At 68.6% G+C, this 25,600-nt stretch carries 31 protein-coding genes; 5 read left to right on the top strand and 26 right to left on the bottom strand.

Translation table 11 applies throughout. The annotated features are described in order from the left end of the window. The first annotated feature begins 56 nt into the window (after nt 1–56). The 4 genes from AB0N80_RS08990 (at nt 57) to AB0N80_RS08975 (ending at nt 3,837) form a co-directional block, all read left to right on the top strand. A complete protein-coding gene (locus AB0N80_RS08990) occupies nt 57–1,946 on the top strand; it encodes an alpha-amylase family protein (RefSeq protein WP_363578529.1) in 1,890 nt (629 codons plus the stop codon). A 14-nt stretch (nt 1,947–1,960) separates the two neighbouring features. After that, nucleotides 1,961–2,242 (top strand): hypothetical protein, encoded by a 282-nt coding sequence (locus AB0N80_RS08985; protein WP_315994783.1) that lies wholly within the window; start codon nt 1,961–1,963, stop codon nt 2,240–2,242. Between the two features lie 72 nt (nt 2,243–2,314). Continuing rightward, on the top strand, nt 2,315–2,788 hold the full coding sequence (locus tag AB0N80_RS08980) for a nucleoside deaminase (RefSeq protein ID WP_315994784.1): 474 nt from the start codon (nt 2,315–2,317) through the stop codon (nt 2,786–2,788). A 323-nt stretch (nt 2,789–3,111) separates the two neighbouring features. Next, nucleotides 3,112–3,837 (top strand): Ltp family lipoprotein, encoded by a 726-nt coding sequence (locus AB0N80_RS08975; protein WP_363578528.1) that lies wholly within the window; start codon nt 3,112–3,114, stop codon nt 3,835–3,837. Between the two features lie 89 nt (nt 3,838–3,926). Here the strand turns inward: AB0N80_RS08975 and AB0N80_RS08970 are convergent, their stop codons facing one another. From AB0N80_RS08970 to AB0N80_RS08880, 19 genes are all read right to left on the bottom strand, one after another. Further along, nucleotides 3,927–4,922: a hypothetical protein gene (locus AB0N80_RS08970; RefSeq protein WP_363578527.1), complete on the bottom strand. Its 996-nt coding sequence runs from the start codon at nt 4,920–4,922 to the stop codon at nt 3,927–3,929. Then, a complete protein-coding gene (locus AB0N80_RS08965; protein ID WP_363578526.1) occupies nt 4,919–6,010 on the bottom strand; it encodes a hypothetical protein in 1,092 nt (363 codons plus the stop codon). Before AB0N80_RS08965 ends, AB0N80_RS08970 begins: the two co-directional genes overlap by 4 nt. Before the next feature lie 12 nt (nt 6,011–6,022). Further along, nucleotides 6,023–6,826 (bottom strand): hypothetical protein, encoded by an 804-nt coding sequence (locus tag AB0N80_RS08960; RefSeq protein ID WP_363578525.1) that lies wholly within the window; start codon nt 6,824–6,826, stop codon nt 6,023–6,025. A gap of 4 nt (nt 6,827–6,830) precedes the next feature. After that, on the bottom strand, nt 6,831–9,185 hold the full coding sequence (locus AB0N80_RS08955) for a phage tail tape measure protein (RefSeq protein WP_363578524.1): 2,355 nt from the start codon (nt 9,183–9,185) through the stop codon (nt 6,831–6,833). 4 nt (nt 9,186–9,189) lie between these two features. Next, nucleotides 9,190–9,465, bottom strand: coding sequence for a hypothetical protein (locus tag AB0N80_RS08950; RefSeq protein ID WP_363578523.1), 276 nt, complete (start codon nt 9,463–9,465; stop codon nt 9,190–9,192). Beyond that, on the bottom strand, nt 9,462–9,752 hold the full coding sequence (locus AB0N80_RS08945) for a hypothetical protein (RefSeq protein WP_363578522.1): 291 nt from the start codon (nt 9,750–9,752) through the stop codon (nt 9,462–9,464). The genes AB0N80_RS08950 and AB0N80_RS08945 overlap by 4 nt, the downstream gene beginning before the upstream one ends. Nucleotides 9,753–9,763: 11 nt before the next feature. Beyond that, on the bottom strand, nt 9,764–10,336 hold the full coding sequence (locus AB0N80_RS08940; RefSeq protein WP_363578521.1) for a hypothetical protein: 573 nt from the start codon (nt 10,334–10,336) through the stop codon (nt 9,764–9,766). Continuing rightward, nucleotides 10,333–11,364: a phage tail tube protein gene (locus tag AB0N80_RS08935; protein WP_363578520.1), complete on the bottom strand. Its 1,032-nt coding sequence runs from the start codon at nt 11,362–11,364 to the stop codon at nt 10,333–10,335. Before AB0N80_RS08935 ends, AB0N80_RS08940 begins: the two co-directional genes overlap by 4 nt. Beyond that, a complete protein-coding gene (locus AB0N80_RS08930; RefSeq protein WP_363578519.1) occupies nt 11,361–11,669 on the bottom strand; it encodes a hypothetical protein in 309 nt (102 codons plus the stop codon). The genes AB0N80_RS08935 and AB0N80_RS08930 overlap by 4 nt, the downstream gene beginning before the upstream one ends. A gap of 24 nt (nt 11,670–11,693) precedes the next feature. After that, nucleotides 11,694–12,170 (bottom strand): hypothetical protein, encoded by a 477-nt coding sequence (locus AB0N80_RS08925; RefSeq protein WP_363578518.1) that lies wholly within the window; start codon nt 12,168–12,170, stop codon nt 11,694–11,696. Then, the gene (locus tag AB0N80_RS08920; RefSeq protein WP_363578517.1) at nt 12,167–12,535 is read right to left on the bottom strand and encodes a hypothetical protein; all 369 of its coding nucleotides are present in this window, start codon (nt 12,533–12,535) and stop codon (nt 12,167–12,169) included. Before AB0N80_RS08920 ends, AB0N80_RS08925 begins: the two co-directional genes overlap by 4 nt. Nucleotides 12,536–12,599: 64 nt before the next feature. After that, nucleotides 12,600–13,067 carry a hypothetical protein gene (locus AB0N80_RS08915; RefSeq protein ID WP_363578516.1) on the bottom strand — a complete coding sequence of 156 codons (468 nt, stop codon included), beginning with the start codon at nt 13,065–13,067 and terminating at the stop codon, nt 12,600–12,602. Continuing rightward, nucleotides 13,067–14,311, bottom strand: a complete 1,245-nt coding sequence (locus tag AB0N80_RS08910) for a phage major capsid protein (protein ID WP_363578515.1) — start codon at nt 14,309–14,311, stop codon at nt 13,067–13,069. Before AB0N80_RS08910 ends, AB0N80_RS08915 begins: the two co-directional genes overlap by 1 nt. A gap of 14 nt (nt 14,312–14,325) precedes the next feature. Then, nucleotides 14,326–15,000, bottom strand: coding sequence for an HK97 family phage prohead protease (locus AB0N80_RS08905; RefSeq protein ID WP_363578514.1), 675 nt, complete (start codon nt 14,998–15,000; stop codon nt 14,326–14,328). Continuing rightward, complete coding sequence (locus AB0N80_RS08900; RefSeq protein WP_363578513.1) at nt 14,997–16,163, bottom strand: phage portal protein; 1,167 nt, start codon at nt 16,161–16,163, stop codon at nt 14,997–14,999. The genes AB0N80_RS08905 and AB0N80_RS08900 overlap by 4 nt, the downstream gene beginning before the upstream one ends. Then, nucleotides 16,160–16,375, bottom strand: coding sequence for a hypothetical protein (locus tag AB0N80_RS08895; RefSeq protein ID WP_363578512.1), 216 nt, complete (start codon nt 16,373–16,375; stop codon nt 16,160–16,162). The genes AB0N80_RS08900 and AB0N80_RS08895 overlap by 4 nt, the downstream gene beginning before the upstream one ends. Next, entirely contained in the window at nt 16,372–17,892 is a 1,521-nt protein-coding gene (locus AB0N80_RS08890; protein WP_363578511.1) for a hypothetical protein, read from the bottom strand. Before AB0N80_RS08890 ends, AB0N80_RS08895 begins: the two co-directional genes overlap by 4 nt. Next, on the bottom strand, nt 17,858–18,565 hold the full coding sequence (locus AB0N80_RS08885; RefSeq protein ID WP_363578510.1) for a hypothetical protein: 708 nt from the start codon (nt 18,563–18,565) through the stop codon (nt 17,858–17,860). Before AB0N80_RS08885 ends, AB0N80_RS08890 begins: the two co-directional genes overlap by 35 nt. A gap of 637 nt (nt 18,566–19,202) precedes the next feature. Continuing rightward, entirely contained in the window at nt 19,203–19,760 is a 558-nt protein-coding gene (locus AB0N80_RS08880) for a hypothetical protein (protein WP_363578509.1), read from the bottom strand. Between the two features lie 51 nt (nt 19,761–19,811). Between AB0N80_RS08880 and AB0N80_RS08875 the strand changes: the two genes are divergently transcribed. Beyond that, nucleotides 19,812–20,024, top strand: coding sequence for a hypothetical protein (locus AB0N80_RS08875; RefSeq protein WP_363578508.1), 213 nt, complete (start codon nt 19,812–19,814; stop codon nt 20,022–20,024). A gap of 21 nt (nt 20,025–20,045) precedes the next feature. On the opposite strand, the gene AB0N80_RS08870 is transcribed toward AB0N80_RS08875, so the two are convergent. The 7 genes from AB0N80_RS08870 to AB0N80_RS08840 are packed head-to-tail and all read right to left on the bottom strand — an operon-like array spanning nt 20,046 to nt 25,292. Then, a complete protein-coding gene (locus AB0N80_RS08870; RefSeq protein ID WP_363578507.1) occupies nt 20,046–20,717 on the bottom strand; it encodes a hypothetical protein in 672 nt (223 codons plus the stop codon). Beyond that, a complete protein-coding gene (locus AB0N80_RS08865; protein WP_363578506.1) occupies nt 20,718–22,400 on the bottom strand; it encodes a hypothetical protein in 1,683 nt (560 codons plus the stop codon). It abuts the gene before it with no gap. Between the two features lie 20 nt (nt 22,401–22,420). After that, nucleotides 22,421–22,603, bottom strand: coding sequence for a hypothetical protein (locus AB0N80_RS08860; RefSeq protein WP_363578505.1), 183 nt, complete (start codon nt 22,601–22,603; stop codon nt 22,421–22,423). Continuing rightward, nucleotides 22,600–23,415, bottom strand: a complete 816-nt coding sequence (locus AB0N80_RS08855) for a hypothetical protein (RefSeq protein WP_363578504.1) — start codon at nt 23,413–23,415, stop codon at nt 22,600–22,602. The genes AB0N80_RS08860 and AB0N80_RS08855 overlap by 4 nt, the downstream gene beginning before the upstream one ends. Further along, complete coding sequence (locus AB0N80_RS08850; RefSeq protein ID WP_363578503.1) at nt 23,412–23,834, bottom strand: hypothetical protein; 423 nt, start codon at nt 23,832–23,834, stop codon at nt 23,412–23,414. Before AB0N80_RS08850 ends, AB0N80_RS08855 begins: the two co-directional genes overlap by 4 nt. Nucleotides 23,835–23,881: 47 nt before the next feature. Continuing rightward, a complete protein-coding gene (locus tag AB0N80_RS08845; RefSeq protein WP_363578502.1) occupies nt 23,882–24,637 on the bottom strand; it encodes a hypothetical protein in 756 nt (251 codons plus the stop codon). Nucleotides 24,638–24,656: 19 nt separating this feature from the next. Next, nucleotides 24,657–25,292: a hypothetical protein gene (locus AB0N80_RS08840; RefSeq protein ID WP_363578501.1), complete on the bottom strand. Its 636-nt coding sequence runs from the start codon at nt 25,290–25,292 to the stop codon at nt 24,657–24,659. Between the last annotated feature and the right edge of the window lie 308 nt (nt 25,293–25,600).

Raw genomic sequence — 25,600 nt, 5'->3', positions numbered from 1 at the left:
AGATCGAGACCACGTCGTTGTCGCCCCATCCCCTCCGATGCGTCAGGATTTCCCCCGTGACACAGCTCCAAGGCACCTCCCACGACGTCCCCGCGATCCTCGCCGACCTCACCGCCGACCAGGTCGATCGCGAGTTCCTGGCGAACGCCGAGGTGCATCTCCCCCGCCTCCACGACCTGTTCGCCCAGCTCTACGGCGACCGCGCCGACGGCTTCGAGCGTCTGGCCTCCGTGGTCGACCTCGCCCGCCGTTCCTGGGCGGCGCGTCCCGCCGACCTCAGAGCACTCGACCGCGCGCGAGAGAGCGAGCCGGAGTGGTTCGAGAGCGAGCGCATGGTCGGAGGGGTCTGCTACGTCGACCGGTACGCCGGCGGACTCAGCGGCATCCGGGACTCCATCCCGTATTTCCGCGAGCTCGGCCTGACCTACCTGCATCTCATGCCGCTGTTCGAGAGCCCCGAGGGCAACAGCGACGGCGGCTACGCGGTCTCGAGCTATCGCCGCGTCAACCCGAAGCTCGGCACGATGGCCGACCTCGTCGAACTCGCCGCCGAACTGCGCCGGGCCGGCATCTCGCTCGTCGTCGACTTCATCTTCAACCACACCAGCAACGAGCACCGCTGGGCGCAGAAGGCCGTCGCGGGCGAGCGCGGGTACGAGGACTTCTACCTCATCTTCCCCGACCGCGAGATGCCCGACGCGTACGAGCGCACCACTCGCGAGATCTTCCCCGACGACCACCCGGGCTCGTTCGTGCAGCTCGACGACGGCCGGTGGATCTGGGCGACCTTCTACCACTTCCAATGGGACCTGAACTACGCCAACCCCGCCGTCTTCGAGGCCATGGCCGGCGAGATGCTGTACCTGGCGAACCAGGGCGTGGAGATCCTGCGGATGGATGCCGTGGCCTTCATCTGGAAGCGCCTCGGCACCACGTGCGAGTCGCTGCCCGAGGCGCACCTGCTGCTGCAGGCGTTCAACGCCGTGCTGCGGATGGCCGCTCCCGGGCTGCTGTTCAAGTCGGAGGCGATCGTGCACCCCGACGAGGTCGTGTCGTACATCTCCCCCGACGAATGCCAGATCTCCTACAACCCCCTGCAGATGGCGCTGACCTGGGAGGCGCTGGCCACCCGAGACGGACGCCTCCTCCAGCAGGCCCTCGAGCGGCGCCACGCCCTGCCCGCGGGCACGGCCTGGGTCAACTACGTGCGCAGCCACGACGACATCGGGTGGACCTTCGCCGATGAGGATGCCGCCGAGCTCGGGATCGACGGCTCCCCGCATCGCCGCTTCCTCAACGACTTCTACGTCGGCCGAGCCGAGGGCACCTTCGCCCGCGGCGTGCCGTTCCAGGAGAACCCCCGCACGGGCGATGCCCGCGTCACCGGCACCACGGCATCCCTCGCCGGGATAGAGGCGGGCGACGCCGGTGGCGAGGACCGCGTCATCCTGGCGCACGCGCTGGCCCTGTCCACCGGCGGCATCCCGCTGCTCTACCTCGGCGACGAGGTGGCCCAGCTCAACGACTACGGCTATTCCGACCGCCCGGAGGAGGCGGGCGACAGTCGATGGGTGCACCGCCCCTTCCGTCCCGCGCAGAACTACGCGGACCGGAGGGATGCCGACACCCCGGCCGGACGCGTGTTCGCCCGTCTCACGCGTCTGCTCGACGTCCGCCGCGCGACCCCGGAGTTCTCCGGCAACGAGCTGATCGCCTTCGACGCCCACGTCCCCTCTGTCGTCGCCTTCCTCCGCCCGGGCGACAACGGATTCGCCGTCCTCGTCCTCGCCAACGTCGCCGACTCGGCCGTCGAGATCGACGCGCTGACCCTGTCGGGCATGGCGCCCGAGGCGCTGGACCTCGTCTCGTCCGCGCCGATCTGGTTGGGAGTCGGTGTGACCCTCGCTGCGCACGGGACTCGGTGGCTGCGCGTGCGGCCGCGCTGACGAACGACGCGTCCATGAGCTCCGAAGCCGCCCCGCCTGGCAACCACGTCCGCCATGTCGTGGCGTTGCTCGCGGGGGTGGCGGCGATGGCGAGCGTCGTGTGGGCGCCGGTCGGTCTCGTGGGAGACCTCATCATGCTCGTCGTCGGCGTCGCGGCCCTCCTCTTCGCCGGGGAGGCGGGTACCCGCCCCGGCCCCCTGCGCGCCCTCGCCATCGCCGGTGCACTGCTCGCGGGGCTGGTCACGGTCGCCGCGGGGGGCGTCTTCCTCGTGGCGCTCGCGAACGCCCTGTCGTGAGCCGTCACTAGCACGGTTCTCCCCCGCCGCCCAGCCCCGGACCGCGGACGACCGGACGCCTAGCGTCGAGCCATGAACCACCAGGAGCTGTCCGCCCTCACCGTCTCGCGCGCGCACGAGAACGTCGATGCCGGAGGCAAGCCCTTCGCGTGTCTCATCGTCAAGGACGGCGAGATCGTCGTCGAGGCGGTCAATCACGTCGCCCAGGACGGCGACCCGACCGCGCACGCCGAGATCCGCGCCATCCGCGCGGCCGCCGAGAAGGGCATCCGCGACCTGGCCGGTCACGACATGTACGTCACGGCCTATCCGTGCCCGATGTGCCTGGGCGCCGTGTACTACGCCCAGCCGGACCGTCTCTTCTTCGCCGTCACGCGCGAGCAGGAGGGCGAGCACTACGAGGACGGCAACCGGCTCATGACGCTGGCGTCGTTCTACGACGAGTACACGATGGCACCCGAGGACCGTGCGCTGCCCGCCGAGCAGATCGAGGTGGATGACGCGACGGCGCCGTTCCGGGAGTGGACCACGCGTCACGGATCCTGAGCCCCGTGGCGTCGGCGGGCGGACCGGATCGTCACGGGCGACGTGCCGGCTACAGGACTTGAACCTGCAACCCCCGTTTGTGCGGTGCGATGTCCTTAGGCGTACTTCTCTGTACCGTCCGCGGAATTTCGCGGCACCGGTACAGAGAAGTACACATATGGACAGGTTCAAAACCGTGAGTAAATCGTGAACGGGCCGATACCCATTCGCAGACGACAGTCACAGTTTGATTGCGCGGCTATGTGCCCGCTGTGAATCGCGGATATGTTGAGCCGACGCCCGCCCAATTGGGGGACGCGGGCACCTACAGAGAGAACACCCGCATGACCGTTCCTGCACCCGCACCTGCGCCGTTCGCGCCTGAGCCCGCCGCCCCGAAGCAGAAGAGTCCTCTTGGGCTCGCCGCCCTCATCGTGGGTGCGGTCGCCTTCGTCTTCGCCATCATCCCAGTACTGAGCTTCATCGCGTGGCTTCCCGCCCTCGCGGCGATCGTCCTCGGCATCATCGCCCTCGTGCAGAAGGGCCGAGCCCGCGGTTTCGCGTGGGCCGGTCTCGCCCTCGGCGTTGTCGCATGGATTGTCGCGATTATCGTTTCGATCGCCTCCGTCGCCGGTCTCGCAGGGGCCGTCAGCGAGTCGGTCGCGTCCGCGAGCGCCGCACCCGTCGCCCCGAGCTCCGACGCCGCACCCGTCGAGACCACCGCGGCTGAGCCCGCCGAAGCCGCCACCGAGCCCGAGCCCGCCGTGCCTACGGAATACCTCTCTGCGCTGGCCCAGGCCGAGACGTACTCGAGCATCATGCACATGAGCAAGGCCGGCGTGTTCGACCAGCTGACGTCAGAATTCGGCGGGCAGTTCACCCCCGAGGCCGCTCAGTACGCGGTCGACAACGTCGCCGCCGACTGGAACGCGAACGCGCTCGAGACGGCGAAGACGTTCCAGGACAGCATGTCGATGTCCCCGGCCGCCATCTACGATCAGCTGATCTCCGAATTTGGGAGCAAGTTCACCGAGGCAGAGGCGCAGTACGCGGTCGACAACCTCGGCTGATCGCGACGCGTAGCGCGCGGCCACGAACGACGAAACGCCCCCGGCGCCCCTCCCCCGCACGTGCGGGATGGGGACGCCGGGGGCGTCTGTCATGCGGCCTTCGTGTAGCGGATGGCGAGGGTGAATGATCCGGGGGTGGCGGTGCCACCGAAGCCGCCGTATGCCGTGCCGACAGCGACGAGACCGCGCGCATCGCCGGTACGCATCGACTCGCGAAGCGTCGCCGGCAGATCAATCGAACCGACACCGCCGGCCGGAATCTGTTCGGACGATGCGAGGGCGAACGCGCCGTCGGTTGGCTCCCCCTCGGGACGCGTGCCGTGCGTCGTCCCCCGTACGGTGAGCGATCCCGATCCGGCCTCGGCGACCCTGCGGACGGTGAGCACCGCCGAGTCGATCGATAGCGCGCCGAGGTTGGCGATCTGGTCACCGTAGCCGGCGAAGCCTCGCAGCTGACCGGACCCCGCGGCATCACCCTGGTAGATGTCGGCTCGCCCGTCGTGTCGGTCGGTGTGCCACTGGTCCCACGCGCTTTCCCGCAGGCTGTAGGTGCCCGACACCTGCGGCGCGATGGTCACGGTCGCTGTCACGACGGCATCCTGCGCCGGCACGGGCGGCAGCGGCTGTGCCGGCGGCGGTTCCACGGACGGGCCGAGGGCAATCGCGGGGCGCCCCCAGTCGTCGAGCATGACCCATGCCGTGCCGCCCACCTCGTAGACGCCTGTCACCGACGGGACAGTGAAGGCGCCGCCGTCGAATGTGACCAGCACCCGTGCGTCGGTGACACCCGTCACCGTCGCGGGGATGACGGGCGGCAGCGGCCGGGACGGTCCGAGCGCGAGCACCGGCCGCGACGTCGTCGGGTCGATGAGCACCCGGGCCGGCCCCGTGCGGGCGTACCGACCAGCCACGGCCGGCAGCCACACGTCGCCGCCCCGAATCCCCACGCGGACGCGTCGAGCGTCCGTGTCGACGTCGAGCACGACGCCGGTCGCGACCGTTGCCGTGTCGTCGTCCACACCCGGCCCCTGCGACGTCGCCCGAGTGAGCAGCCCCGCGAGATTCAGAGCGCTGAGATCCGTCACCCGGACACCCCCAAATCGATTCGCATGTCTCCCCCGTCAGCTGTCAGCGGCATATCCCACGCGGTGACCCATCCCCAGATCACCTCTTCGCCGCGGGCGATGGCGATCGGGTCGTCGATCTCGATTCGCGGGTCGGGAGCGATTCGCACGGGCACCGACTGCGCCGGGCGCGAGGCGTTTCGCAGCATCGTCTCGGCCGCGGCCTGCGCCTGCGTCGCGTTCTCGAGCAGGCTCGACGACCACTCCTTGACGACCACGCCATACGGCCCATTGACACTCATCGGCCCCGAGGTGAGCGTCGCGACCCCCTGAACGTCGGGCTCCGAGGCACTCCCCGTCGTCGCGACGACCACGTTCGGCACGCCGGCCCGAGAGTCCGCGCGGGGTGCCGACACGAGCGTGCCCCCTTCGCCGTCGCGCAGCGTCAGGACCGGCGTCGGCACCGCGGGCAGCGGTGCCCGGAACAGGATCTGCCCCCAAGAATCCACACGCAGCAGCGCGGGCCAGGCGTCGGCAATCTCCTGCAGATTCTCGAGACGGTTCCGAGACCACGACATCGACGCCGGGCATGCACGATCCCGTAGCCGGGGGTCGAATGCGACCCCCATTCCGCGCGGCGCGAGGCGCATCGCTTCCGACTTCATCGTCCCGCGCGGCGACGACACCCTCAGCAGCCGGTCATCGCGCGGGCGCGCCAATAGGGATTCAGCCTTGACTGACACCGTGCCGTCGTCGTCGTCGTCCCATTCCTTCACCTGGTAGCGGCCGATCCGCGTTTCCCACGCGGTGCGGTCGACGACGCTCTCGACGATGATCGACACGTCGATCGCCTGCCCGTACCGCGCGAGCGGATGCGACGCGTCAGCGCCCGGGCGCCAGTCGAACAGATCGAGTCCGGGCGACGAGGCGGCGAACCGCGGCACGGTCAAACTGAGCTCCTCGATTACCTCCTGATCGGCCTTCCCGGTCACCCGGCCCGCAGTGATCGGGATCTCAGCAGCCAGCAGCTGACCGCCGAGCCACGACGTCAGACGGGCGCGCCAGATCGGCGCGCCCGCGAGCACTTCGTCGGGTGGCCCTTCACGCATGGCTCCCCCCTCTCAGAGCAGCGACCAGTCGGCCGCGTCGAACTGATCCCACGTGTCGAACGTCTCATCGAACGTGCGCACGGCCGGTTCGGATGCCGACCACACTCGAGACGACATCGCTGCGTCGAAGTCATCCCAGCTGAACAGCACCAGCGGGGTCGACGGCTGCGGATCGGCGATCTCGCGCACGCTCAGCGACCAGCGCCGCCAGGTGTCGAGCCCCTCCTGCACGAGCTCGTCAGACCAGCCCGTCACGACCCCAATGACGACCGTCTTCAGGTCTCGCATGCCCGGCTCGAGCCGCCGCACGATCGGGCGCCCCGTTCGCAGAATGCGTTCCATGACGACTGAGTCGCGGCCCTGCGTGTCCAACTCCCACGAGTATGCGAACGACCCCGGGACGTCGAGTCGCAGGGCCGGATCGGACCGCCCCGCGATCTCGAACGCCGACGACCGAGTGCCCGCGGCGCGCTTCTCCGTGAGCGTCGCCACTTCGACGGCGACCAGGTCGCGTCCGTCGAGCACCTGCACCAAAGCCGGGCCGCTGAACTCGACGAACACGCGATTCGATAAGTACGTCGTTCGACCGACCGTCACCTCGTAGACGACGGAGGTGTTCAGCGGTGGCCGGTTATCGATCAGCACCACCTGCGTGCCGCTAGCGCGTCCGACCCCGCCGGGCACATTCCACCGTGCGCCGTCCGCGGTCGTCCCGACGACCTCAAACTGAGTGCCGGCCGCGACACCGTTCAGCAGGATCTGAACGGGTCGCGGCGCGGCCGAGGTGAGCAGACGAGCCTCTGCGAAGACTGCCACCCGGCTACCTCCCCAGTGCGTTCTTCAGGGTGCGCTGCGCACCCGAGATGATCAGCGGATACACGATCTCCCCGATGAGGCGGGCGAGGTAGTCGAGATCCTCTCGAGCGAGGCGCACCGGCCCCGCCGAGCTCGACCCGCCGCCGCCGGCACCGCGCGACGCCTCGATCGCGACACGTTCCATGCGAGACGCCACGCGGTCGACGGGCTCGATGTACTCGCGCCCGCCCGGGTTGTCACCGACGACGGCAAGCATCGGCCCCATGGTGACACCACCCGTCGCCAGGTACGGCACCTGCGGGATTCCCGGGCTGAAGGTCTGCCCGCCGACGATCGGCACCCATGACGGGATCGTGACCGACAGCGAGTTGACGCCCCGAATCGCGCTATTCACGAGCCCGATGATCGCGTTCACCGGGCCGCGAACCGCCGCAAGCGCGGACTGGAAACCGGCCGACATCACCCCGGCGATGGCCCCGAAGACGTCGCCCACGGTTCGCCCCACCCACTGCACAGCGCCCACAATCCCGTTTATGACGGGCGAGATGATCGACGCCCACACCCATTGAAACCCGCCCCCGACGGCGTTCAGCGCGGGAGAAATGTAGGTCGACCACAGGATGCCGACCGCGATCCCGAGCACCTGCAGGGCGGCCGAGATCCAGTCGATGACCGGCTGTATGACGGACGCCCAGAGCCAGTTCCAGGCCGCGCCGATCAGCCCGAGCACGGGCGAAACGACCGTCTCCCAGAGCCAGACAATCAGGGCCGCCCACAGACCGATGTAGAGCATGATCCCGGTGATGACGGGCAGGATGATGGTCTGATAGATCCAGGTGAACACGGCCCCGATCGCGTTGAAAACGGGTGACAGGACCGTGTTCCATAGCCAGTTCCACGCGTCACCGATCCACTGCGTAACTGCGCCCCAGTTGGCCCACAGCCAGATCGCCGCGGCGACGAGCAGGCCGACCGCGACGATGATCGCCGCGATGATCCACGTCACGGGCGACGCGTACCAGGCGGCGTTATTCGCCCACTGCGCGGCCGTCTGCGCGACGGTCGCCGCGCTCGCCCCGGTCTGCGCCACGCGGAACGCCGCCCACAGCCCGCCAAGGGTCTGCAGAATCATCATCCCCTTCAGCGCCACGTTCGCCGCCAGCACGGCCCCGGCGAGCACGGATGCGCCGATCGCGAGCGCCTGCACGGCGCCCGTGTTCTCACGCGCCCACCCGGCGAACGACTGCAGCCCGCCGAGTACGACGTCGATCGCCGGCCCGAGGGACTCCCCCAGTTCGATAGCGGTCATCTCGAGATCTCGGCGAATGATCTCCCACGCGCCTGCCGCGTTTCCGCTGACGGTGTCGGCCATGCGAGACGCTGCACCCGTGACGTCGCCGAGCCCGCCCGCGGCATCCGCCAGCGAATCCAGGAACGCCGGGATCTCGTTCACCCCGAGATCCTCGAGCGGCGTCCCGAACAGGCCGATCGCCGCGTTCGCACGTGCGACCGGGTCTTCGATCCCGAGCAGACCGTCGACGATCTGCAGGAACCCGCGCTTGCCTTCCTCGCCGCCCGCGAGCACCTTCGCGGCCATGTCCGACGCCGACAGCCCCGCGGCTTCGTACGCCGCGACCGACGTTGCGCTCATGTCGGTAGCGCGGATGCCGAATTCCTTCACGGCATCGCCGGTCTTGTCGATGCCGTACATGCCCTTCGCCGACGCGGCGACGAGCGCGCTCATTGCCGCCTCGCCCGACATGCCGATCTGCGCGAAGAACGGGCTGTACTCGTCGACCGCGTCCACGACGTCTTCGCGGACCGCTTTCGGCACCCGCTGCAGAGCGGCCGTCAGCAGATCGAGACCCTCGTCGGCGGATGCCACGAGCCCGGTCGTCATCATCTGACCGACCACCTGCGAGATCCGGTCGGCTTCCATCTCGAACCCGCCCGAGAGGGTCAGCACTTTCTCGGTGACCCCCTGCAGCTGCTCGACACTTGCGTCGCGCATGCCGGCGATCGACGCGATGACACCGCCCGTCGCGTCCTGCACCTGCTCGAGCGAGCCGCCGAAGTTGTTCGCGTAGGCGTTGCCTGCAGCCTCACCTGCGCGGGCCGCTTGCGGCTCGGTGAGAGCGAGCGTGCCGGCGAGCCGGTCGACGCCCGCCTCGGCGTTCGCGTAAGCGACGGCGGCACCGGTCGCGGCCCCACCGACGGCGAGCAGCGTCCCGGCCGCAACCTTGCTGCCCTCGTTGAGCGCATCGTTCCACGCGTCGAACTTCGCTTTCGACCGGTCGACCTTGTCGAGCTCCTCGTCTTCGACGAGAAGGCGGATGATCAGATCGCTGGCATTCCCCACCTGGTCACCTCCGTTTCTTCAGTTCGTCGGCCTCGTCGGCGCGCTGCTTCGCGATCGCGTCGCAGGCCAGCGCCAACGTCACCCACATCTCGGCCGGCAGATTCCACAGCCGTTCCGGGGTGAGCTCGGGCCAGTAGTCGTGCCGACAGATCAGCAGCGCTCGCTTCTCGACCTGGTCGACCAACCAGGGCTCCCGTTCGTTCAGCGCGTCCCGCTCAGGCCACGCCCCCTCGGCATCGGCCGGGGCGCGGTTGCGCCGTCCCCGGCCGTTGCGGATCACTGAGGGTCCGGGGTCTCCTCACCCTCCGACTCCTCGCGCAGATCGCCCGGCTGAGCGAGGATCTTCTCGACGTTCTCGAGCTCGGCGCACGACTTGAACGTCACGTCGTGACCGGCGCGACGCAGCGACGCGAAGATCGCGACGGCCGTCTGCATCGATGAGGTGCGCATCTGTCGCGCGTACTCCTTGCGGTTCCACCCCGTCTCGCGCTCCACCTCGGCGGTGTCGAACAGGGTCGGCTTCACGATCGGGATCGTGGTGCCGTCGGTCAGCTGCAGCTTTGCCATGCGGTGTTCTCCTAGGTCTTATCGGCAGCGGTCGCGATGATCTCTTCGACGCTGCTCAGCAGTTGCTTGCGCCCCTCCATGACGGGGGCGCGGAAGAATGGTTGGCCCGCCTGGTCGACGTAGCGACTGCGGTTTCCGAACGCGGGGTGACGAAACCGGCGTTTCTGCCAGAACTTTGCCTTGTTGTAGCCGCCGTCTTTCGGGCCGGTCGTCTTGAACTCGACGCCCTGCCGGGTCTTGCCGGCGACCACGCGGAACTTCAGCCCGTCCTTGATCCCGGCGCGCAGCTTGGTCGACTGCCCGGGACGCTTCACGTCGGTCTCGCGGTACGTATTCACCTTCACCGCGTAAAACTTGCCCTTGCGGCGCGCGTGCACGAGCTTGTGACGGAACCCCGTCTTACTCAGCCCGCGCGGCAGCGGCCCATCGAGCAGCGCCCGCTGTGCCGAGATGACCGGCGCTCCGAGCGCTCGAAGTTCCCGCCGAACCGGCGTGCGCACGGCCGGCGGGAACTCGCGCATCCTCTCGAGCAGGCGACGCAGCGACTCCGGGTCGGGGGCGGCGCCCGTCGCCTGCTCGGTCACGGTGCGGTGTCAAGCGTGCGGTACACGACGTAGATCGGCTGCGCCGTCACGCCGTCGTCGAACGCCTCGTAATCCACCGACAGCTTGATCGGGCTCCCGCCGTCCGAGGCGGGCACCTCGCCCTTGAGCCGGATCGCGGGCAGCACGATCTGCAGCGTCGGCTTCAGCGCCCCCGACACCGCGACGTTGTGCTCGAACGTGAGCACGAGCGAGAGCGCCGTCTGCGTCAGGTACGCGTCACGCAGGGTGTTGTCGATGTACTCGGCGGTCAGCTTGCCCGAGATCTCGGGGGCACCCAGCAGCGGCGCCCGCGAGCGCAGCCCCTTGCCGCCGAGGTTCCAGCCGTCCGAGTCCAGCGAGCGCTTCACCGACAGGCTGACGTCGGCGATGTTCGCCGCCGGGGTGCCCGTCATCGACGCGGGCGCGGTCGCCGTCGGTGGGGTGAGCGTGCCGCCGACCGAGATCCCGCCGTGCACGAACGTGAACAGCGAGTCATCGGCCGGGTAGCTCGCGGCGGATGCCGCAAACGACGTCAGCAGTTCGCGCGCGGTCAGCGACAGCTTGGCCTCGACGAACCCGCCTTCTTTCGCGCTGATCTCGATCGAGTCGAACGCGCACCCGGTGAAGGTGTGCGGGTAGGCGTTCACGCCGCCGAGGGTCGGCAGCACCTCCTGCACGGTGAACGTCGGCACCGGGTCGCTCGTGCTGAGGGTGTGCACCTGCTGATACATCGCCGGCACGGTGCCGCCGATGAGGGTGTTCGTCAGACCACCCAGCACGGCGTTCAGCCAGAGCCCGAACCCGCGGGTCGGGACGTCGAACGCGACGTCGCCCGAGCCCTCGAACCGGGCGATCGCGTTCCGGTTCAGACGGTTGACGTTACGACCCGGGCGCAGCCCCTTCGACTGGACAGTCTTCACGTCGTACTTGATCTTCGCGTCCGACTCGGCGAACCGGGTCGGGGCGACGGCGACGCCGTAGGTCGTCTCGCGGGTCATGCCCAGCGTGAAATCGAGTTGCGTCGTCACGCGGTCACCTCCTCTTCGCCGCTGCCGGCGGGTCCAGGCACGGCGGGGGCGGCCGGCTCGCTCTCTTCGTCGTCGTCGGTCGACGCGTCGCTGTCGGCCGGTTCGTACGGCTTCAGCGCCTCCTCGACGGCGTCCTCGGCCGAGGCGTTCACGGCCTGGAAGTTGTCGACCTGCGCGGCGAACATCGGCACGAGCTCCTCGCGCACGTCGAATTCCTCACCCGCGGTGATCACGCGACCCAGTGCGGGCACGTCGAGTGCGCCGAGCGGGGACACGTTCTTGAATCGGGGCACGGCCTTTGCCATAGCTCCCCCTTCCGTTGTCGGTTGTCAGGTGGGGCGCACTCGGTGCGCGCACACGAACTCGGCGACGATCTCCACGACGTAGCCGCCGTCGCTGCCGGGCACTTCGACGCCCGCGTTACTCATGCGCCCCGGGAGGCACCAGAGCACCGCGCCGCCGAGCGTGATGTCGTTCTGCGTGATGTGGTCTTGGATTTCGGCGAGGATCTCGTACGCCTCGGCGAACGTCTCGCGCGCGTCGTCTTCGCCATGCCCGGCGCGCCACGCGCCGAGATTGACGCCGACGCGAATCGCCTCGTCGAACTGCCGTCGGGCGCCGATGTTGGTCAGGTCGGGGTCGACGTCGAGATCGGTCAGGCCGACCCACTTCGTCGATGCGACAGTCTCGGGTGTCGCGTAGTAGCGGTCGATGTCCGACCCGCGGTGTGCAGTCGCCGCTTGGATGGCGGCCCACAGCCCGTTCCGGGCGGCAAGGATTCCGGTTGACTGACCGATGCCGCTCACGTGGTGCTGCCGTAGTAGATGCGGGGCGGGTAGGGCGCGAGCCAGACGGAGACCTTCGCGAGCAGGCCGACTCCGGCCGGGGCCGCGTTCGCAGGCTCCCCGCCGCGCACGCCCGCGCCGCTCTTCGTCTGATTCCACATGTGCTTCGCCTGCTCACGAGCGCTCATGGTGAACTCGAGCGGCAGGGAACCGTCGGGCAGTTCATGGCGAGCCGGGTCGACGTGACGACCGGTCGCTCGGTCGATAATGCTGCAGGCAGTACGGGCGAACAGATCGAGCTCGTCGAGCTCCGTCGCGACCTTGTCGGCCGGGAGGGTGAGCGCCTTCCCCAGCGTCGCGCCTGAGATGGGCCAATCTCGTGCCACTGTCGGGCCTCCTCTCACGATCGCGGGGGCAGCGCCAGAACGGCGCTACCCCCGTGATCAGCGGTTACTCGGCGACGGCGACGTACCCGTTCGCCACGTACTGCGCCGCCTCGTCGGCGGGCAGCGTGATCTTCCCGCCGACCCGCGGCCAGGCCTCGCCGTCGCGCAGGCCCGAGATCGCGATCAGCATCACGACCTCGACGTCACCCGACCCGGACACCTCGGCATCCGTGTGCGGCTCGAAGGTCGGCTGTGCCGCCTTCGACGCAGCGTCGGCCAGCACCGACGCTGCCGCGGCGACGTCGGCGACCGCCGGTCCCTGACCCTCGGCCGGGTCGACCTCGCCCTGCGGCTTGACGTCGATCGTCACGTCGGCGATCGCCTGGCCTGCGGGGTCGGTGGCGGTGTCGCCGGCAGCGACGGCCACGAGGGGCGCGGGCTGATTGGGTGACGTCTCCACCGCGGCATCCTCGCGGGCCTCGCCGGTCGTGACGTCGAGCCCGTCGGGCGTCGACTTCGTCGTGCGGGCCATCAGGCCGCGCCCCCGGCGAAGTGCTTGATGGCCGAGGCGTCCATGAGACGGCCGTCGGCGCGCAGCTTGCCGCGGAACGCGACCTGGTCGGTGCCGAACAGGGCGTGGTCGGAACGCTCGATGCGGACGCTTCCGACGGTGCGCACCCAGTAGCGGGAGAAGTCACCGTAGAACAGCGACTTCGCGCCGGCACCGACACCCGCGATGAACGGGTCACGGAACACGGGCGCGCCGAGCAGGGTCGACGGGGCGCCGTTGAGGCCGTTCGGCTCCCAGAGGTAGCGGCCGGTGCCCTGCTCCTTGAGCTTGCGCACCGAGGCGACCGCCGAGTTCGACGCGACCCACGAGGCGTTCGCCTGGTACGGGGCCAGCACCGATTCCTGCAGGTCGATCAGGTTGTCCCAGGTGGGGACGCCGCCGACGCCCGCCGCACCGGTCACGCCGGCCGTGGTGGCAGTCGCGATGCCCTGCGGGGCGCTCACGCCCGAACCGGTGGCGAGATCCTGACCGAGCGCGACCGAGATGTTCTCGCCGATGAGCTTGTTCGTCAGAGCCTCGATGTCGATCAGCGAGTCCTGCACGAGCTCCGTCGAGATGCCGACGAACTGCCCGTAACCCTTCGCCCCGAACGTGATCTGACCGAAGGTCGGGTCGGTGCCGGGGATCTGCGTCGCCTCGGGGGCCGGGCCGGCCGCACCGAAGGATGCCAGGCGGGGCAGGGTGACGTTGTCGCCCTTCTCCGTGACGAACACGTACGCGCCCGCGGCGAAGATGCCCGAGAACTGACGCAGCGGCTGGATCAGCTGCGAGAGGTAGGTCTGCCCCACCGTGTTGCCGCCGGCCGCGGCGGTGCCGACGGACAGCGCGCGCGCCTCGGCGTTCATGATCGATCGGACCTCGGCCGCATCGGGAATGTAGTCGAGGAACTTCGTGTCGCCGTTCAGCACCGAGCGGATCTCGTTCGCGAACTGCGCGACGTCCGCGGCCGTGCCGAACGCCGAGCGGTTCCCGAGCAGATCGCCCGCGAAGTTCGCGGCGCGCTCCTCGATCGTGCGCTGCTGCACGAGCAGCGTGATCCGGTCGTCGTAGTCGTTGTAGGCGCGCTCGAGCGCCTCGAACTTGGTCCGCTCGTCGGCGGTCAGCGTCCGCTCGGCGGCGATGTCGGCGAGGGGCTTCCCCTCGGTCTCCCACGCCCGCTTCTGGTCGGCGGCGAGGGACTTGATTCGTTCCTGAATGGTCGTCATTCGGGGGTGTCCTTTCAGATCCCGCGCGTGCGGGCTCGGTGAGCGAGGGCAGGGTGCGTCTCGCGGTTCTTTGCCGCGGCGCGCTTGGACGCCTCGGCTTCCCACTCGCCGGGTGCGGCGGGGGCGGGGTGGAGGGATGCGCGCACGGCGTCGATGTCGACGGCGCTGCGCATCTGTGTGGTGGCCGCCCAGTAGGCGGGGTCGGCCACGGGGGCGACGTCGCTCAGCACGCAGCTGATGACGCGGCGCACGAGACTGCCGGCGGCGTTCTCGCGCCATTCGACATCGAGCGCGTGGAACGCGAACGACGAATGCCGGTAGTCGCCGCGTTTGGCGAGCGCGGCGACGTCGCGACCGGCGCCCGTGTCGGGCAGATCCACCTCGTAGCGCACGCCGACGTCGTCGATGTACAGCCGCAGGGTGCCGGCATCCGTGGTGCCGAGCAGCAGTCGACTGTCGTGTTCGGCGCGTGCGATCACGCGCGTGTGCACGGCCATGTCGACGCGGCCCTCGGCATCCGGTGCGCCGAACGCTTCGGGTGCGATCTCCTCGAACCACCCGCCGAGATCGCGGGAGGGCGAGTTGAACACGACCGCGTAACCGGTCAGGACGCCCACACCCCCGGACCCTTCGGCGGCGGCGCGGAACTCGGTCGGTCGGTCGACGACGCGGCGTTCGAGCTCGGTCATCGTGTCCCCCCTTCGGGCATCTCGACGCGGGACGTCGAGTCAGATTCGGATTCGGATTTCGTGGTGGCGTACCAGGCCTGCCACTGCTCGATCTCGGTCTGATCGATGCCGCGGCGGCCGAGCTCGTGGCGCGCCTCAGCGAGCGTGAGCGTGCCGTTCTTCAGCTGCTCGGTGATCGATCGCATGTACTCGAGCAGGCCAGGGCGCTCGAGTCGCGACAGGTCGTAGGTCACCTGTTGCCCGAACGGCAGCAGCGAATTCCCGACCGCCTCCGCACGCCCCGACACACCGCCCAGATTCTTGATGCGGAACAGCGTCTGATCCATCTCGCGGTTCGAGTACGTGCGCGACGACCCGGCCTTGCCGCCGACCTCCTCGGGCGGGACGCCGAAGATAATCGCGATCTCCGTCGCGGATGCCTCGATGGTCTGCAGAAACTGCGCCTCTTCGGGCGTGACGGTGATCTTCTTGTAATCCCACTCGCCCGGCAGTGCGACCGGCTTCCCCTCGGCGGCGGCTTCGACAAAGTCATCTCGCGCTTCGGCGAGCACTTTCCCGTCAACGCGCGAGCCCTTCGCCTGCAGGATCGCGGGCGGCATCGACGATTGCTTGAACCAGCGGCGCCCGTACTGCCGTGCCAGGTCGGCCCACTCGAACGATGACGCGAACGCCGCAATCGGCGACAGCCCTTTGACCGTCCCCGCGCGCAGCTGCTCGCGGGCGTGCACCAGGTTGCCGCCCTGCTGCACGAGCGAGACAGACCGCCCGTTCACGTAATACTTCGGCGCGAGCGGATTCGAGTCGTCCACGCTCACGAAATCGTCGGGAATCCACTGGCAGTAGCGACGGAAATCGTCGACCAGGCCGAACGCGTTCCCCCGTGACTTGAGCTCCGTCACAAACTGCACCCGCGAATCCCAGAGATTCAGCGTCGGCGACGGGTCCGACAGGATCAGTGGCGTCTCGACGATCTCCCGGGAACCGTTGCGCGTCTGCGTCACGGTCGCGGTCGCCTGCGCCCACTGATCCGAGATGTAGCGAATGGCCGCATAAACGGCCGCCTGTCGCATCGCGCCGCCGCGTCCGAGGCTCTGCCACGCGGGGCCGAACACGTCCGTCGCGGAAATGTCGCGGGTCTCGACGGCGCGACTGAACAGGCTCACGATCGCCACCGGGAGGGCAGGGGGTGCACCACGAGCAGCACCGCCACGCCGGCCACGATCAGCGCCACGGGCGGCGACCACATCGCCAGCCCGGCGACGATCAGCGCGACGCCGATCACCTCGAGCACCTCGTCGCGGAACGTCGCGAGGAACGCCAGCAGCACCGCCCAGGCGGCAGCCAGCGCCGCGCGCGGCTTGATTCGGTCCGTCATCCGGCCCCCTTCGTCGTGCCGTTCGCGGCGCGAAGCGCTGCGATCGGGTCGTATGCGAGATCCGGCAGGAGCTCGGCGAGCATCTGCCGGGCGTATGTCACGGCGACGAGCGCCGAAACGGGGCGCATCGACTTGCCTCTGATCCACTTCCAGCCGGCATCCGTGGCCTTCGTGTTCGCCGACTTCAGCGCCTCGGTGAGCTCCTCTTGCCCGAGGTGCACGACGTCGCGGTTCAGCACGGCGTCGAGCAGGCCAGGGCCGGCGACGGCGATGTTCGCGGCGGTCATCACGCGCGCGTCGATACCCGCCTCGAGCAGCTTGGGCAGCAGGAACCCGGCCGCTCGGTGCTCGAGGTAGACAGGTCCGGGCGCCTCGGCGACCAGGTCGACGATGCCGGGAACGTCGAGCCCGTCGTCGCCGTCGAGAATCCAGTCGGTGCCGGGTGCGTCAGCGAGCACTTCCAGGTGCACCTTCGTGTCGGACCGGATGCCGGCGACAGCGATCGATGACCACGCCGATTCGGGCGCGACGTCGATCACGTACACGACCTCGTCGCGCGCGACTTCCGAGCCGGGGTCGACGACGCCCTCGGCCTCCCACCGTTCTTTCGGGATCTTCCACGTCTTCTCGACGTCGTCGCTCCACCAATTCAGGAACGGCCGCAGGAACCCGCCCTGCATGGCCTCTCGGAATGCCGCGATCTTCGTCTGATTCGTGGTGTAGCCGAGCGCCGGCATGCACCCCCACCACGTGAGCGGGTCGTCGGGGTCGGCCCCGTCGGGCGCCGAGTATTCGACGTACATCGTGCGCATGCGCTGCGCGTTCAGCAGCGACGGGTCCGCTTTCAGCAGTTCGACGCGGGCGCGGCCCGCCTCGGCTTTCTTCCACATGAACGGCGACTTGATCTTCGACTCACCCGCCGTCGAGATCCACAGCGATTGCGCGTCATCGACGGCCGTCGTTGCCGGCATCAGCGCGGCCTCGAGACGGTCGTCTTTCTGCGCGAATATCTCGTCGCCGACGGTGAGCCCGAGCGTGCCACCGTGGCCGGCGTTCTCTGTCGGCGCGTCGATCGACCATTTCGAGCCGTTCAGGAACTTCATGTGCTCGCCACCATTGGTGAGATTGAGCGTGTTCCCGGTGCGATTCCGCTGCAGCAGCTGCCCGAACGGCGATGCCGCGATGCGATGGTGCTGCTCCTCCTGCAGCTTTTCGAGCGCCTTCTCACGGGTCTGCGCGATGTACAGCAGGTACTGACGTTCGGGCCACATGATCATGCGGTGCACGCCCCACGGCAGAACGATCGACGTCTTGCCCGACTGACGCGGCACGATGATGACAATTTCCGAGTACCAGAGCAGGCCCGTCGCGGGGTCGATCTCGAACGCGGTTTCGAGGATTTCCTGCTGCCACGGCATTGCCGCCCAGCCGAGCAGGCCCATGATGTTGACGACCTCGTGCGCGATGGTCTCGCGCGCTGGGTTACGTGGAGTCGCCCACCGGGGCCGGGTTTCCACTCCCGCCGGTGCCCCGGATCGCACCCACGAGGGCGGCGAAGGCATCAGCACCGCCAGCACCTCCCGAATCCTTGACGTCGGCCAGCACCTTGCGCAGCGCCTCCACGGTCGACGCGAAGTAGCGGGCATTTGCCGGGTCATCGAGCGCACGCGCACCGCGAAACACGAGCTCATGTCGCAGCCGCGTCGCGGCATCTTTCGCCTCGGGCAGCGCCTCGCGTGCCGCTCGCTCGATCGCGGCCGACGGCTCGAGGATCTCGAGGGGGTCGACGCTGTCGCGGTGAATCCACCCAGCCGCCCGGATCGCATCGGCTGCGACGACCGACGCCGTCGCTGAATCGCCGTGCGCATCCCACAGCGCGGACTCGATCAGCTGCGCGAGCTCGTCGTCGGACGCAGGCCGACGCACCGTGAGGGCGGCCCGCACCTGCTCGTCAAAGTCAGGCGCTCCGACGGCCACGACGACCGCTCGTGTAGGGCGCTTTTCGCGTGTAGGGCGCGCCCTCACCTCGGGTGCGGGCGCCGCCTCGACGACCGGCTCACCGCCCGCGGCCACACGCTTTCGCTCGCGGTAGGCGGCCTGGTCATTCGTCTTCCACGCGCGGCACTCGCTGCACCGACAACCCGCGCGATACCGCGCCCGGCCGCCGTGCTCGGGGGTCTTCGCCACCACGGCGACCACCTCCGCTCTGCGCCCCGCTGACGCGTCAAGATCCGGCGGCGCATCGGGGCGCACGGTGGCCCCTGTTCGGCCACTCACGGACCGCCTGCGCCCTACGCGCCCTACATGCCGATTCGGATGAACCGGGGAGAGGGATTTATGGGCGGGGCGAGGGTCAGGAGCACATACCGGGGGATGCAAAAAATCGATCGAAACCCGGCGGGTGGCCGGCGGCGGGCGGTGCGTCACGCCTTCCTGCCACCGTCGCCGAACACCCGTCAGGCTTCGCTCATTCGTCTTCGTTCGCGTTCCGCTTTCCTGCATTCACCCAACGCGAGGAGCGGGTACCGCGACGCACATGGGGTGCCCGGTCCCGCCTACCCGAGTTGCACCCGTAGTGCGCAGGTCGCAGGTTGGACGGCTCCCACGTTCCCCCCTTCGACGCGGGCAGCACGTGATCCAGGGACGGTCCCCACGGATGCCAGGGGCGCAGCCCGTAGATCACCGGGCGTCGACACAGCCAGCACATCGAGCCAGCCGGGCACACCAGGGCCAACAGGTCCGCGTACTCCGCGGCGCTGAGCTTCTCCGCGTGGTGAGGCAATGGGCTCCGCTCCTCCCCCGGGCGGCGAAATTGCCCCGCCCCGGATCAGCTTTTCTCCGACGCCCCCGGGGTTTCGATGTCAGCCGGGATACGCATGCGCTCATCCCACGCCCTATCGCCGCTGCTCTTGAACTCCGCAGGCTTGAGCGATCCAGCAGCCCAAGCCTCAAGGCGTGTACTTACGCTCACCGCCACCATGCTGCGACGCGTGTTCTCGGCCGCCGTGAATTCACCGCTGCCGGTCGACCCGACTCGCATCAACTGGCGAACCCACCACTGCCCGACGTCGTAACTGTCGTCTGCGATACGCAAAGCGGCGAGACGGCGACTGATGGACTCTGGCAGGGTTTCCGCAGCGGCCCGCAACATCGACGCAGTCGACACAGACGTCTCGATCGTGAACGCGATCGCGTCGAGCGCAGCCGCACGTCGCGCGTTGGCTCGGTCCTTATCCCGGTCGCGCGCACGCTTCGCCCGCTCCGACAGCTGGGACAGCAGGAAACCCACGATCAGGGTCACAGCAGAGAGAGCCCACGGCCCCCACCACGGCTCGCCACCCTCGGACAGCGCCCGCACGATCTCCTGCACCTGCTCGTCGGTCATCCGCCCACGATATCGGCGCTAATGTCCGATGCCAGGCGTAGCCTCCGCCGTATGGACCCCCGCCGCGGCTCGATCCTCGGGACACCCGACGAGCAGACCGAGATCACCTACCTGCGCGCAGGCGGCGAACCCCCGTGGGAGCGACCGCACCGGGACGGGGTCGACATCACCGACCAGCCCGAGCAATGGACCCCGTATCAGCGCGAAAGGCGAGACACGTTCGAGGCCCGCGTCGCCGACTACCGACGACGCGGGCTCCTCTGAACTCGCGCCGGCTCCATGACGTTAGACAAACGCTTCGACCTCGAACGTGCGAACGATCGCCGACCGCGCTTCAGCGGTCGCCGAGTTGTTCGCCACACGGATGGATGCCGTCACCGGACCGAGCTCGAGGGCCGCTCCCACGTCTTCCCACATGTCGATCACCGTGTCGCCCAGCATCAGATAGATGTCCTTCGACACGCAGTCGACCAGCAGGCCGAGGTTGTCATATCGCTTCCCGTTCTGAAAGTAGGGGAAGTGAGTCAGCGCTAGCACGCTCGACCCGGCAGCCGTGACGCGCAGCAATGTCGGTTGATACGCCTCATCCATGCGCAGCTTGCCGAACATGACGCCACGCGTAGGTGTCGGCTGCTGCGTGAGGCCGAACTGGAAGATGCCTACCGAGGTACCGGCCGGCCGCATCTCCACCATTGCCCGAAACCGCACGGCCCGGAACTTCGTCAAATCCAGCGTGGGGCCGGAAAGAATTGCTGTGGCCGATGCAGCTGCGGCGCTTGTGATCGTCACGCCCGGCTTGTCCGTCGCCGGATTAGCGACCACGTACGATGCGCCCGCACCGCCACCCGTGGTGAGCGTACTCATCCAAGATGCAAGCGTGCCGTCCCGACCATCCCACTGATACCGCAATGCGGCAGGGCCGAGAATTGGCATGTCGTTGCGATCCCAGTCGATCACTTAGTTCACCTCCCCGATGCCGAAGGCGCCGCGGTGCCCGCCGGACCGGTACATGAACATGCACCGTCCCTGATACGCGAATGTGTTCCCGAAGTTGTCGAATCGAGTCGACGTCTCCCACGGCGCAGGGTCGCCCACATCGAGCAGGCTCGGCGGTTCGGCAAGTGCCGCCATGTGGGAGGCCATCGGGGCGGCGATGATCTCGTTATCGACTACGACGCCACCCGCCTGCCGGTTGCCCGCGGGACCGATTACCCAGGTAGCCCCCCGGAACGCGATAAAGGCCGAGTGCGTGGGGCGCCACATGAGCTCGCTTGTCACCGCGGCGTTGCCTGCCTGTGTCACGTCAGAGGCCGCCGACGGCGTACCAGTGATAGCGATGCTCTGCCCTTGCATAGAGCGCAGCATGTTCAGTTGCGAACCGATGACGCGTTGGTCGCGCACCAGCGAGAACCCAGATCCAGGCTGACGGCGCCATAGGGTACGCAGACCTCGCACCGTGCCGCCGAACAACGTGTAGAAGTACTCGCGGCCACCGACGACGATGGGGCCGTTCATATAACCCGTGTGACCGTCGCCCGGATCGGTCGGCGTCACATCGGCAGCGATTCCGCGGCGCGTCCAGTTGATCAGGTCGGGCGAGGTGGCCCAGAGCGATACCTGCGACCCAACGGCGTCGGGAATGCGGGCAGCCGCGGCGTTTTGCATGGAGTACGTGTGCACGTACAGGCCGAGTCGGCGGTCCTTCCACACGCGTGGGGTCTCGTGCTGCAGACCGGCTGTGTCATCACGCCAGATGAGACCCCGATCGGTGAATGGTCCGAAGGGTGTCGGCGCGGTGGCCGCGAACAGGCCCGTCGTAGAGTGCACCGATGCGTGGTCGGTCGAATAGAACAGCCACCAACGCTTGTTCGCGTCCGGGTGACTCGGATTCTCCACCATGTTGGCCCACGTGATTGACGACGCCGAAGTCTGCTCGGCCCGCAGTACGGGACGCTCGAGAAGTTCCGGGGGGCGACGAAATCGGGGCAGCGATGAGTAAGACTGCGGCGTCGGTGCAGCCATGACTGCGACGCTTGCGACTGTCTCGACCACCGAGAGCGGCGCGTATCTTGGGTCTCCCACGCTCTTTGCCGTTTGCACGACGGCCGCTGCGGCCGGCGACCCTGCGCGCTCGATCTCCGACCCGATGAACTGCGCCGTCGGAATGCTCGTGGGGCCGGGCTCCCCCCGCTCCCCCTTGGTGATGACGATGTTCGGGGCGGCGTCCAGGATGGGCGCTACCTCAGTCAAATCGACGATTGTCCCCGCCGGCAGCTGGAACCGAAACGACGTGGCCGTGATCGAGTGGCCCAACGGTGAGCGGAGATCGAAGGATGCCGACCACTGAAGGTCCGTGGGAGTCGACGCCGGGTCGTCCGTCGCGAGCAGCGACACTAGGCGCGAACCGCGATATGTCAGGTAGCCCTCGCCGTCGAGCTCGGCGACGATCGGCGTCGGGTAGACAGTCGTCGGCACGGGCGACGCGGTCACCACGCGAAGCGCTGTCGCCGACAATGTGAAGGTGACCGAGCCCGAGAGCGGCAGCACGTCGGGGGCGGTTCCCTCGTCGTCCGAATCGCCTACGCCGGCTACGAAACGCGCCTTAACGCGCCCGTACTTCATCGGAGTCAGATCCGCCACTGTGGACCCCCTTCACCTACTCAGAACTCGAGGCGCCCCCGCGGGGGCTGAGCGCGACGGGCGCGCTCGGTAACCGACACCGCCACCTCGGGCGGATCGGCCTGCTGCACGACGAGCGCCTCGACGGGCGGCATCATGCGGGGCTGATCCGGGATCACAGCGAACCCGACGATCGCGGCGACCGACGCGCGCGAGAGGGTCACGCGACCTCGAGATGCTGCACGCGATCACCGCTGTAGGTCGACCCGTGCACGTTCGGCTCAAACACCTCGACGAGCGCGCGGGTGAGCGGGACCGTGACGAGCACGACGTCGACCGACAGTCCGCGGAATTCGGTCGCCGACGTAAGGATGCGGATCGACGAGCCCGATTCGAGCTCGCCTCCCATGCATCGCCGGGCAGCCTCGCCGACAGCGCTCCGGTCGACGGACGGCAGGCCGGGCCAGAACACCGCCACCTGCAGCGCCGAGAGCGGCGGCTCCCACTCGGGGTCACGTTCGCGGGCGAAGGTCGCGGGGCTCGCCTCGAGCGAGCTCGCCGCGTCTGCGGCATCCGCCGAGGCCGTCGCGGCATCCGCGGCCACGCGCGCGGCCGACACCGTGTCAGCGGGGGTGGCGGACGGGGCGAGGGTGCCGGCGTTCACCATCTGCAAGGCGCCGACCAGGATCGACGCGACGACGGTCGCCACCTGCACGATGAGAGACGACGTCTCGGCCGAGAACAGCGAGAACGCGAACCCGGCCGTACCGATGGCCGCGCCGAGTGCGTAGATCGCGCCGCGGCCGTTCGTGTTCAGCCACGTGAAGCGAGCCCCCGGGCGCAGCAGGAACAGGCCCAGCGCGCCCTGCAGCGCGAGCAGCCCGGATGCCGACAGATCGAGCAGCGCCGACGACTGCGCGTCAGTCACCGCGCCGATGACGACGAGCAGCGACACGAGCGAGGCGACCAGCGCCTGCGCAGCCTGCCGGCGTGCGTCGGTGAACCATCCCGCCCAGCGGGTCAGCGTTGCCTTCATCCGTGCGTCTCCTCGTCGTCGGGCTCGAGCGTCTGCCAGAGCCGGTCATCGACGGCCGACAGTTCGTCGACCCGCGTGTACAGGCCGGCGACGCCGACCTCGAGACGCTCCGACGTCTCGCTGAGCTCGGCCACCCGCGCTTCTGTGCGGCGAACCGAGTCGTTCAGGCTCGTGCCCGAGTTGGGATGCAGTTCGTGGTGCACCTGCGCGAGCGCGGCGTCGGTGCGGTCGATGAATGCGGGCAGCCCCTTGACGCTGTCGAGCACCTGCGCCGCCGTGATGACACCCCGCGCGAAGGCGAGGATGCCGGCGGGAATTGTCTTCACGACCGGCCACACGCGTTTCACGAACAGCCACACGCCGACGACGCCGGCACCCGCGGTAACCACGGCCGCGGCGACGTCCCCGAGACCCACCATCGCGATAGCGTCAGCGAGCCACGGGGGCGGTGTCGCCGCGGCCACGATCAAGCCGACTTCGCCGGGGTGATGTCGGTCAGGTCGTCTAGCAGCTGCGGGGGCTGATTGACGAGCTCACGGAACCCGAGGTTCCGGCGCACGTCCAGCTGCACACCGTTCGACAGCCGGTACTTCGTGCCGGCATCGAAGTTCACCGACCAGTAGATCTGACCGCCGTCACCGGCCGGCACGCTGACGGTGATCGACTTGTCGGGGTCTTCCTTGTTGGTCTGCCGGGTCGCCTCGACAAAGGCGTCGACCATCTCCTGCTTCGTAGCCATTTCGTCCCACTCCTTCGGTACGGGTCGGGGGTTGATGTCGATCGACGCGAACGCGGGGATCGTGAACGGGTCGGGGTCGCCGATGTGCCAGAGCTCGCGGGGCGAGACGAAATCGACGATGAAGCCGACGATGCGGCAGAGCGCGACGAACCGCGCCCACGCGAGGGACTCCGACCAGGGGGCGAGCGCACGCCAGTTGTTGACGTCGATCGCAGCCATGTCCCGCCCGTTGTAGGTCAGGCCGTGCGAGGAGTAGCCGGGCACAGCGGCCCACACTCCGAGCTCCTCGCGGTACTCGTACTGAATGCTGAGCGGGCGGTACCCGTTCCAGCCGGGCGTTATCTCGAGCAGCACTCCGTACTTCTCGAGCGCGAGGCGCTTCATCTCGGCCCACCGGGCGGCAGTGCCGTGCGGCAGGTAGTGCTTCTCGCCGAGCTTCACCATGTCGGCGAGCGGCGCCTGACCGTTCTTGTAGCGGGGCATCACTGCTCCTCTCGTCGGATCACGGGAAGGCGAGCCAGTAGAACTCGACCGGGTTGTTCGGGATGCCGCCGCCGTCATTGGTGACGTAGAACTGGATCTGGTCAGCGTTCGCGACGACAACCGCGATCTTTCGAGTTGCGGACGCCGCGCCCTGGTTGCGGTCGGTCGCGACGATGCTGCCGGGCGCCTGCCCGAGCGGATGGTCGACGGTGACCGTGCTCGTCGCCGACGTCACGCCGACGAACATCGCGCCGTGTGGGAGCACCGCCCGCCACGCCTCACCCGTCCACCGAAAATCCATGTCGGGCGTGACACACCGGTCACCCGGGGTCAGCATCGCCGAATTGGCATCCGTCCACGTCTTCATCGACGCCTTCGACGAGAACGACAGAACACCCGACACGGGCACGAACACGCCGCCGCGTGAAATTTCGACCTGATGCAGCGGTCGCGCATCCGCGCGCGCGACCGTAAGCGGGCGACCCGATCCGACCGGGAAGTCAGTCGAGTCGAGCGCCGTCACCAGCTGCGAACGCTCGGTCGCCGAAGCCACCGGGACAATGTCGTTCACCGAGAGCACCATGTCGGCCAGCGCCTGCCGCGACGGGGTCTCCCCGGCCGCGATTGTCGAATGCTTCTTCTTGTCGGTCGCCACTAGGAACCCCCTCCGGGTCGCGCGGGTCGACCGCCCGGGGATGCACTCACCCGAACGGCCGACCCTCTCACCGCTCCCACCTCACAGGGAGACCAGCACCCGGCACCCGCCGGGTAGAACTACGCCCCGAACCGCTCGCGCTGGCATAGGCCATGCACCCACGCGGCACCCGCATGGCGCGGTGCTCGACGACGTGGCGTGCGGCAATGAGAGTGCAGCGGCGGCGATTCGAGGCGAGCCCCCGACCCGGATTAGACGCACGGCGTCGGGAAGACTCAGACGCAGGAACACCGAAGGCCCGAACCGCC

The organism is Microbacterium sp. NPDC089188, from assembly GCF_040685155.1.
Classification (GTDB): Bacteria; Actinomycetota; Actinomycetes; order Actinomycetales; family Microbacteriaceae; genus Microbacterium; species Microbacterium galbum.
The sequence above is the reverse complement of the archived record's forward strand: the minus strand, read 5'-3'. Positions and strand labels throughout refer to the sequence as shown.

Bases quoted from the DNA above. Each gene is read 5' to 3' on its own strand.
- AB0N80_RS08985 (WP_315994783.1), top strand. From the start codon at position 1,961: ATGAGCTCCGAAGCCGCCCCGCCTGGCAACCACGTCCGCCATGTCGTG.
- AB0N80_RS08980 (WP_315994784.1), top strand. From the start codon at position 2,315: ATGAACCACCAGGAGCTGTCCGCCCTCACCGTCTCGCGCGCGCACGAG.
- AB0N80_RS08975 (WP_363578528.1), top strand. From the start codon at position 3,112: ATGACCGTTCCTGCACCCGCACCTGCGCCGTTCGCGCCTGAGCCCGCC.
- AB0N80_RS08965 (WP_363578526.1), bottom strand. From the start codon at position 6,010: ATGCGTGAAGGGCCACCCGACGAAGTGCTCGCGGGCGCGCCGATCTGG.
- AB0N80_RS08945 (WP_363578522.1), bottom strand. From the start codon at position 9,752: ATGGCAAAGCTGCAGCTGACCGACGGCACCACGATCCCGATCGTGAAG.
- AB0N80_RS08930 (WP_363578519.1), bottom strand. From the start codon at position 11,669: ATGGCAAAGGCCGTGCCCCGATTCAAGAACGTGTCCCCGCTCGGCGCA.
- AB0N80_RS08915 (WP_363578516.1), bottom strand. From the start codon at position 13,067: ATGGCCCGCACGACGAAGTCGACGCCCGACGGGCTCGACGTCACGACC.
- AB0N80_RS08910 (WP_363578515.1), bottom strand. From the start codon at position 14,311: ATGACGACCATTCAGGAACGAATCAAGTCCCTCGCCGCCGACCAGAAG.
- AB0N80_RS08905 (WP_363578514.1), bottom strand. From the start codon at position 15,000: ATGACCGAGCTCGAACGCCGCGTCGTCGACCGACCGACCGAGTTCCGC.
- AB0N80_RS08895 (WP_363578512.1), bottom strand. From the start codon at position 16,375: ATGACGGACCGAATCAAGCCGCGCGCGGCGCTGGCTGCCGCCTGGGCG.
- AB0N80_RS08880 (WP_363578509.1), bottom strand. From the start codon at position 19,760: ATGACCGACGAGCAGGTGCAGGAGATCGTGCGGGCGCTGTCCGAGGGT.
- AB0N80_RS08875 (WP_363578508.1), top strand. From the start codon at position 19,812: ATGGACCCCCGCCGCGGCTCGATCCTCGGGACACCCGACGAGCAGACC.
- AB0N80_RS08855 (WP_363578504.1), bottom strand. From the start codon at position 23,415: ATGAAGGCAACGCTGACCCGCTGGGCGGGATGGTTCACCGACGCACGC.
- AB0N80_RS08850 (WP_363578503.1), bottom strand. From the start codon at position 23,834: ATGGTGGGTCTCGGGGACGTCGCCGCGGCCGTGGTTACCGCGGGTGCC.
- AB0N80_RS08845 (WP_363578502.1), bottom strand. From the start codon at position 24,637: ATGCCCCGCTACAAGAACGGTCAGGCGCCGCTCGCCGACATGGTGAAG.